The organism is Bacteroides caecigallinarum (genome assembly GCF_016901995.1).
Classification (GTDB): domain Bacteria; phylum Bacteroidota; class Bacteroidia; order Bacteroidales; family Bacteroidaceae; genus Phocaeicola; species Phocaeicola cellulolyticus.
Map to the genome: position 1 here is coordinate 112,040 of NZ_JACJLE010000002.1, position 7,318 is coordinate 119,357.

General features: G+C 39.1%; 8 protein-coding genes. 1 reads left to right on the forward strand and 7 read right to left on the reverse strand.

Annotated elements, in window-relative coordinates; all coding sequences use genetic code 11:
* Positions 1-44: 44 nt before the first annotated feature.
* The 7 genes from H6A61_RS01155 to H6A61_RS01185 all read right to left on the reverse strand — a co-directional run bounded on the left by H6A61_RS01155 (position 45) and on the right by H6A61_RS01185 (position 6,566).
* Positions 45-2,864: a M16 family metallopeptidase gene (locus H6A61_RS01155; RefSeq protein ID WP_204390447.1), complete on the reverse strand. Its 2,820-nt coding sequence runs from the start codon at positions 2,862-2,864 to the stop codon at positions 45-47.
* 93 nt (positions 2,865-2,957) lie between these two features.
* Entirely contained in the window at positions 2,958-3,164 is a 207-nt protein-coding gene (locus tag H6A61_RS01160; protein ID WP_204390448.1) for a helix-turn-helix domain-containing protein, read from the reverse strand.
* Positions 3,165-3,185: 21 nt separating this feature from the next.
* Complete coding sequence (locus H6A61_RS01165) at positions 3,186-3,641, reverse strand: DUF2975 domain-containing protein (protein ID WP_204390449.1); 456 nt, start codon at positions 3,639-3,641, stop codon at positions 3,186-3,188.
* A 13-nt stretch (positions 3,642-3,654) separates the two neighbouring features.
* Positions 3,655-4,107, reverse strand: coding sequence for a DUF2975 domain-containing protein (locus H6A61_RS01170; RefSeq protein ID WP_204390450.1), 453 nt, complete (start codon positions 4,105-4,107; stop codon positions 3,655-3,657).
* Positions 4,108-4,134: 27 nt separating this feature from the next.
* Positions 4,135-4,575: a DUF2975 domain-containing protein gene (locus H6A61_RS01175; protein WP_204390451.1), complete on the reverse strand. Its 441-nt coding sequence runs from the start codon at positions 4,573-4,575 to the stop codon at positions 4,135-4,137.
* A gap of 15 nt (positions 4,576-4,590) precedes the next feature.
* Positions 4,591-5,196 (reverse strand): DUF2975 domain-containing protein, encoded by a 606-nt coding sequence (locus H6A61_RS01180; RefSeq protein WP_204390452.1) that lies wholly within the window; start codon positions 5,194-5,196, stop codon positions 4,591-4,593.
* A gap of 485 nt (positions 5,197-5,681) precedes the next feature.
* Positions 5,682-6,566 (reverse strand): TraB/GumN family protein, encoded by an 885-nt coding sequence (locus tag H6A61_RS01185; protein WP_204390453.1) that lies wholly within the window; start codon positions 6,564-6,566, stop codon positions 5,682-5,684.
* A gap of 451 nt (positions 6,567-7,017) precedes the next feature.
* On the opposite strand from H6A61_RS01185, the gene H6A61_RS01190 reads away from it, so the two are divergent.
* The coding region (locus tag H6A61_RS01190) for a histidine kinase dimerization/phospho-acceptor domain-containing protein (RefSeq protein ID WP_275951547.1) at positions 7,018-7,318 on the forward strand (301 nt) is incomplete at its 3' end.

Sequence of the window (7,318 nt, forward strand, 5' to 3'; positions counted from 1 at the left end):
GTTCATATTGTGCAATATTGCCACAATAGAACCAGGCTAAATTATCACTTATTTTCAGGCATCATAACCAACACCCTGTAGTTGTTCTGTTTCATAACTTTGCCGACATATTCCGAAAGTTCTTTTGGAGTGACAGACAAGATTGCCTTTTCTGCCTGAGCAAATACTTCGGCCGGTTTAAGTTCGTTGCCTGCCATCATAGAACACCAATAACTGTTGGTATGTTCGTTCTCGGCATACTGCTTAACCATAAATTCCTTCACCTTGTCAAGTTCTTCTGCCGGAGTTTCCTTTGCCAGCTTTTCAAACTCGCTGCGGATTATTTCAAGCGCACGGTCTTTCTTTTCAGGCTTAACCTGGAATATAGTCTGATATGTGACTGACACTTCTGACAGTCTGTCCTGAGAGCCCTGAGTATATATGCTATATACTGCACCTTCCTTTTCGCGAACCTCATTCAATAGACGTGTAGAGATTATCTGTGCCGACATTGAAGCCATCAGTCTGTTCTTGAACGAGTAAGGCATCTTTCCGCTGATGATGACAGCAGCACTACCCTGAGGCACTTCCATCTTCATTGTGAAATCCTTTTCTTCGCTACCGGACTTGATTTCTACCGCACTGTTATATTTCAATTCCTGTTTCTTTCCTTTCACAGAGGGCAGTGAAGCGATATACTGTTCAACAAGTGTCTTTAATTCAGTTTCATCAAAATTTCCGCTGAATACAAATGTAAAGTCCGCTGCATTGGCAAGCTGCTCATGTATGATAGAAAGGATATTATCACGGTTTGCCTTCTCAATATCACTTACACCGAACACCTGCTTGTTAGGCGAAGTATAAAGGAATTCCTGAACCTTCTTCTGGAAAACAAAACTAGGGTTCTGCTCCTGATTCTGAATCAATCCCTTATACAGATTCTGCATTGCAGCAAATTCATCCTCTGTTACTGTCAGTCCTGTGAAAGTCATGTATATCATCTCCATATAAGTCTTCAGATCCTTCGGAGTGGTATTTCCGTAAAGACTACGTACATAATCCTCAAAAGCAACTTTCAGGGATACCTGCTTGCCGGCCATCAGCTTGGTAAGATCAGAATTGGTAAAATTACCCAGACCGTGCTGTTCCAATACGGCAGGCATAAACATCAGGTCCGCAGCCTTGTCATTGCCATAAACCGAAGTACCGCCCTTTGCTACAGCCATCATATTGATTTCGTCAGCCTTGAAGTCAGTTTTCTTCAATATCACTTTGGCACCGTTTGAAAGAATCCATTCCTTGGCACCGAAATCAGAAAGCATGTTTTCCTTCACCACCTTTCCGGCTGCAGGCAATTCGCTTACCAGTGGTTCATCCTTTACATTGTCAACGTAAGGAGCAATGTTTTCTGCTTCCACCTGAGAAAGCAATGCAAGTATATCATCATCCTTAGGACATGACTCCCCTTCGCGTGCAGGCATCATACCGAGAACAACCAGATTTTTATCCGAAACAATCTGCGAGAACACCTGATTTACAGCTTCCACTGGTATCTGGTTTACAATCATGCTCATCATCTGATATTCTGTCTCTATACCAGGTATAGGCTTCTTGTCGATAAAGTTACGTACATACGATTCTGCAAGAGTCTTGTTTTCCTGCTGGTTGCGGTTATTGTATGCCTTTTCAAGCTGAGAAAGATATTCTGTACGGCAACGCGCATATTCAGTGGCAGTAAATCCTCCCCTCTTGGCACGGAGAGCCTCACGATAGACAGCCTTCAGTCCTTCGTTGAAGCTGTTACCCTTAGGAACCATAGCCATTTGGAAAGCCTGTTTAGTCTTTGCCATAATAAACTCACCGTAAAATGCAGAAGCTACGGCAAACGGAGCATCCGCCTTCTGTCCCAGTTCGTTCAGTCGTATCTGAAGCATCATCTGGGCCATATCGAGCAGATAAGAAGTTGTAACATCAGCCATCGTACCCTTCAATGAATCAGGCAGGGCATCATACTTGAACATAATCTGAGCCACATATTTATCCTGCTCCTTATCCGAGCCGAAAGCGACAATAGGCTTTTCATTGTCTGCCACAGGGTAGTAAACCCTTTCTGCCGGATTTACAGGTTTCTCAATCTTTGAGAACAGTTCCTTAATCTTGCCTTCTATGCGGTCCACATCAATGTCCCCCACCACTACTATACCCTGCAGGTCAGGACGATACCACTTTTCATAATAGTCGCGCAAAGCCTGATGAGGGAAATTGTCCACCACTTCCATGGTTCCTATAGGAAGACGGTGTCCGTATCTGCTGTCAGGATATATCACCGGAAGCAGTTTCTCCAGAATTCTCATATTTGGAGGCAGCTGGCTTCTCCATTCCTCATGTATAACAGAACGTTCCTCGTCTATCTCCTTACCTTCCAGCAAAAGACCGTCAGCCCAGTCGGACAGAATCATCAGACATGAATCCTGCACCCCGATACGTTCAGTTGGCACACTGGAGATACGATATACGGTTTCATCAATGCTGGTATAGGCATTCAGGTTATAACCGAACTTCACACCTACAGACTCCAGCCATTTTATCATTGAGTTTCCCGGAAAATTCTTAGTTCCGTTGAAACACATGTGTTCAAGGAAATGCGCCAATCCGCGCTGGTTGTCCTCTTCAAGGATACTACCCACCTTCTGGGCGATATAGAAGTCCACCTGGTTCTTAGGATATTCATTATGACGGATATAGTATGTAAGTCCGTTATCCAGTTTACCTATTCTCACTTCCTTATCCACAGGTACCGGAGGCATCTGCTGTGCCCTGACAGCTACCGGCAAGCAGGCAAATCCTGCAATGGCTACAAAAGCCAGTTTAATAATTCTTCTCATAACTTTTATATTGATTAGTTGTTCTTATGCCGCAAAGGTATGCGCAAAGAAAATTAGTTTATGTTATCGCTATGTTATCTTTACGTTAAGACATCATTCATCCCTGTATTCCAGAATATCTCCCGGCTGGCAGTCCAGTTCCTTACAGATAGCCTCCAAAGTAGAGAAACGTATAGCTTTAGCCTTTCCCGTTTTAAGTATAGAAAGGTTTGCCGGAGTAAGGTCTATGCGTTCGGCCAGTTCACCAAGCGAAATCTTGCGTTTCGCCATCATTACGTCCAAGTTCACTATTATAGGCATATATGTCAGTTTTTTAATCTATCAAATTGTCAAATCCTGTTCTTCTTTCATTCGTATTCCTATCTCGAAAATACAGGCAGTCAATACAAACATCATCCCCAAGATTATAAATAACACACAAACCTCAGTCGGCATTTCAAGAGGACTTAAACGAATTATCATATTTATAAGTATTCCGGACAAAGTAGTTGAAACACCTATGGCATTCAGGATACGCTTGTTCACACGGCTGAAGATATTTCCCTGCTTCACATTACGAACCATCACATACGACAGAACTCCTACAAACATTATGGCGTAACTCTCTATACCTACTACCAAGGCGTACCATATAAATGTGTCGCTATCATCCTTTCCCATTTCATAACAAAGATCCAGTATATTAGGAAATCCGTACATAGCTGCGGCTATTATTGTTATCACAGAAATAACCTCGCAATATTTTACAAGTTTTTTATCAGGCTTAATCTCGCTCATAATTCTATTCCTATTAAATGGTCAAATCATTTTCTTCCTTAATTTTTACCGCACGGCGCACTATCTTTCCTATAAATGCCATCATAATTCCAAATAACATAATAGTGAACCAATCCAATGAATATAAAAATTCATCCCCCAAATCACCTGCTCTCTTTGCAAAAGAGTTACGAATCAACATAAAAAGAACCGTAAAAGAGCCAATATTCTCCAGAATACCAGCAGTCTTATTACTAATCAGTTTTCGGCAGTCAATCCTGATTATACAAAAGCAAAACACAAGAATGACCAATAAATTACATGCATACACTCCGCCCAGCATCCGTTCAGAAGTGCCAGCCAGCAAAAGTCTTACAATAGTAGGACCAAAATACATCATTACACTTATCATTCCAACCAGAACAGCAAACAGAAGATTACCCATATCTTTATAGCGCTGTTTGAGTATTTTCCATATCGTCTTCATTGTTATTCCCTTTAATTATTTTATGATTCAAATAGTAAGTTCCTGTTCTTCTTTCATTTTCACTCCCAGATTGAACACTTCTGAGAGTATGTTTATAAAGATTCCTATTAATAGGAAAAACATATATGTCTGACTATCGGAGTCATTGATTGAGTTTATCACTGTCAGGATTATCCCTGTCAAGGTAACAGTCCACGCAAAGAATCGCAAAGGATATATATTCTTTTTATCGAAAACAAATCCTTTATCTACATTTTTAAGGAAACGTACTATGGATATTGCCGACAGGATTATACATGTATATATTACCAATCTTGTACAAGTCTCATAATTGAATACTGTATCCATAAAAATTACATCAGCAATTTCAAGACCGAAACGCAGTATTCCGACAAGCATGCTTGAATATGCAACCGTAAGACTACAAAACATAGTCAATTGTTTTTTCTGAGAAACTTTGATTTTCATAATCTTTATCTATTTTTAAATGGTCAAATCATTTTCTTCCTTTATTTTCTCTGCTTTGGCAAATATTTCGACAAACAATACCAACAACATAAACAATATCCAAGGATATTTCAGTCCGAAAGCGTCAATCGTATAACCTGCCGGTAAAGTTATTTCGTTCACAACCTGAGAATACTCTATATATTCCCCTAATTCATTTATTGCTGAAAACAATACAAAAGAATAAACAAACATACGCATACGGCGTACATTCTTTTTGGTAAGCACTTTATTACGGCAAATATCCAGCAGAAGACCTACAAGAGATACAAAGCCATATAAGAAAAATAACAGAAAAGGGACTGTCAGTATTATAAAGTAATCAGTATAAAAACTATCAAAAGTAACATACGTAGATATAGTATCCAGCTTATATGGCACTTTCCTGCTCTCTGCATAATTGTACAGACTATCCTGAATCAAAGTTTTATCTTGTACTACAGAAACCAATACCGGATTCATCCCAACATATGTACGAGGAATAGAATCATCTGTTTCACCAAACTTTCTGAGCACGTCAGTAGAAGCGAAAAATACGATTATCGCTATTACCACAAATCCTAAAATACGTACTGTTTTCATAATCTCAATGTTTATTCGTTGTTATTATTTTAATCGTCTCTTACTTGTTTTCAATAAATATTTATCGTTTTTCGATATGCAAATATATATACTAATTTTGAATAACAAAAGAAAAATAAGAAAAATTTATCGAAAAACGATATATTTTTAATCTAATGCGATAAATAAACTATTATGAAGAATAAAAAATCCCTGACATTCTGCAAACAGCCGTACAGAATATCAGGGATTACATCATTAAACTTTTAATAGAAAAATCTGAAGGATTCTATTTGGTAAACTTTACTGACCGTTATTGTACGGATTTTTCCTTCCTCGTGTTCCGAAAAAAACGTGCGCACATTTCAGGTAAAACGTGCGCACGTTTAAGATCGAATGGGCGCACATTTAAACTCGAACGTGCGCACGCCTAAACGGCACTATAAATTCCAATAGAAATACAGTTATATAATGTATGATCAGATTCATATATTATAATTCATGGTCTATTTCATAGCCTCTACCCTATATCCCTGGTTCTGAAGCAACTTCAGCAAACCTTTTGGACCAGGCAAATGTCCGGCACCTACCACGAACAAGGTTGAGGACTGTTTCATAATGTCCGGTAACTGACGGGCCCAGTTTGCGTTACGTCCGTATATCAGCGCTTCCTGCTCTTCAGGAGTACTGTCGCAGGAATTGTTCATCTTTTCTTCAATGATAGAAAGCAGTCCATCCAAATCCTGTTTCATGTAAGCACTGGTCATACGTAATGTCTGGTCAATACCCTGCTCAATATGCGTAGCGGCGCAGTGCAGCAGAAGTGCCTGACGTGCCAGAGTTTGCGAATTGTAAAGAACATTTACTTGCTCATCAATGGTTTCCAGACTTCCTACCTTCTTTCCAGCCTGTCGTGCCTGAGTCTGGAACCAAGTATCAAGCTGTTCTTGCGGATTAAATCCTTTCAGCGATTTCATAGCCAAAGCCAATGCCAGTTGGGTAGTTACAGCCGCAGGTTTCAGCTTGTCGAACAAGGCAAGATCTACTCCTAAATAAGTCTTTACCACTGATGCTATGGTATCATATTGTGCCTTTGTGTAAAGACTTTTCAGTGTAGTATCAGCCGGCAGTACCATAGCTTGCTGCATCTTCATAACAGATTCAGGATTTGTGGCATCCTCCATCACGAGTTCACCATACACCTGTTCTGTCTGGTCAATAACCTGTTGCAGACTGGCTATACTGTCCTTAATGCTGAGCGGTGAAAGGTGATGCGTTCCTATAACGTAAGATGGTCTGTCAAGTCCGTTACCTGATATTTTCCATAACAGTTGCGCCTTAGCACCAAGCGTGATGCAGAACAGCAACGCGAATAATAGTGTCTTTTTCATTGTGTTCATTTTTTTAAGTTATACTTCATTTGTTATTTCTTATGTTGCAAATGTATGCGTAAAGAACAAAAGTTTATGTTATCAATACGTTATCTTTAGGTTAAAATGTTTTCTGCAAAAGCTTGGTTATATATCTGCATAATGTTATTAACTTTGCAAATAAAAAAATGTCTAAACAGAAATACATTCATATAATAACAATTTTAGGGTTAATCTCCATCTTCTGCAACTAAGTAAAAAAAATATCAACTCTGAATTCATAGTCTGCGTCATTGATTCCTGCAAAACTATACAAACAAGTAAAAAGATAACAATTCCCAAGCTAGGAATCATCAAGACTGAGGTTATTCCCATAAAATTAGATAAATCCATTGGCATGCAGCTAGTTCTGATAAATCCATATTGGAATATATTTAATAAGATGTGGATTATATTCATAACAACAATCATAATGACTATTCTAACAATAGTCTGCACTGTCTATCAGATTAAATATATCTTCAAATTAAACAAAATATCCCAAATCCGTGAGGACTTCTCATACGCCATGGTACATGATATGAAAACACCTCTCAGCACAATTATGATGGTGCAGGATATGTTGAAAAGCGGAAGACTGGAAGGCAAACCGGAGATAAAGAATAAATACATGAACATAGCGGAAAGCGAAACAGACCACTTGTTTGCTCTCACTAACAAGATACTTACCATCTCCAAACTGGAGAACCATAAACTGGAGATGAACAAAACAG

Coding starts and splice junctions, on each gene's coding strand:
- H6A61_RS01165 (WP_204390449.1), bottom strand. CDS start 3,641: ATGAGCGAGATTAAGCCTGATAAAAAACTTGTAAAATATTGCGAGGTT.
- H6A61_RS01155 (WP_204390447.1), bottom strand. CDS start 2,864: ATGAGAAGAATTATTAAACTGGCTTTTGTAGCCATTGCAGGATTTGCC.
- H6A61_RS01170 (WP_204390450.1), bottom strand. CDS start 4,107: ATGAAGACGATATGGAAAATACTCAAACAGCGCTATAAAGATATGGGT.
- H6A61_RS01160 (WP_204390448.1), bottom strand. CDS start 3,164: ATGCCTATAATAGTGAACTTGGACGTAATGATGGCGAAACGCAAGATT.
- H6A61_RS01180 (WP_204390452.1), bottom strand. CDS start 5,196: ATGAAAACAGTACGTATTTTAGGATTTGTGGTAATAGCGATAATCGTA.
- H6A61_RS01185 (WP_204390453.1), bottom strand. CDS start 6,566: ATGAAAAAGACACTATTATTCGCGTTGCTGTTCTGCATCACGCTTGGT.
- H6A61_RS01175 (WP_204390451.1), bottom strand. CDS start 4,575: ATGAAAATCAAAGTTTCTCAGAAAAAACAATTGACTATGTTTTGTAGT.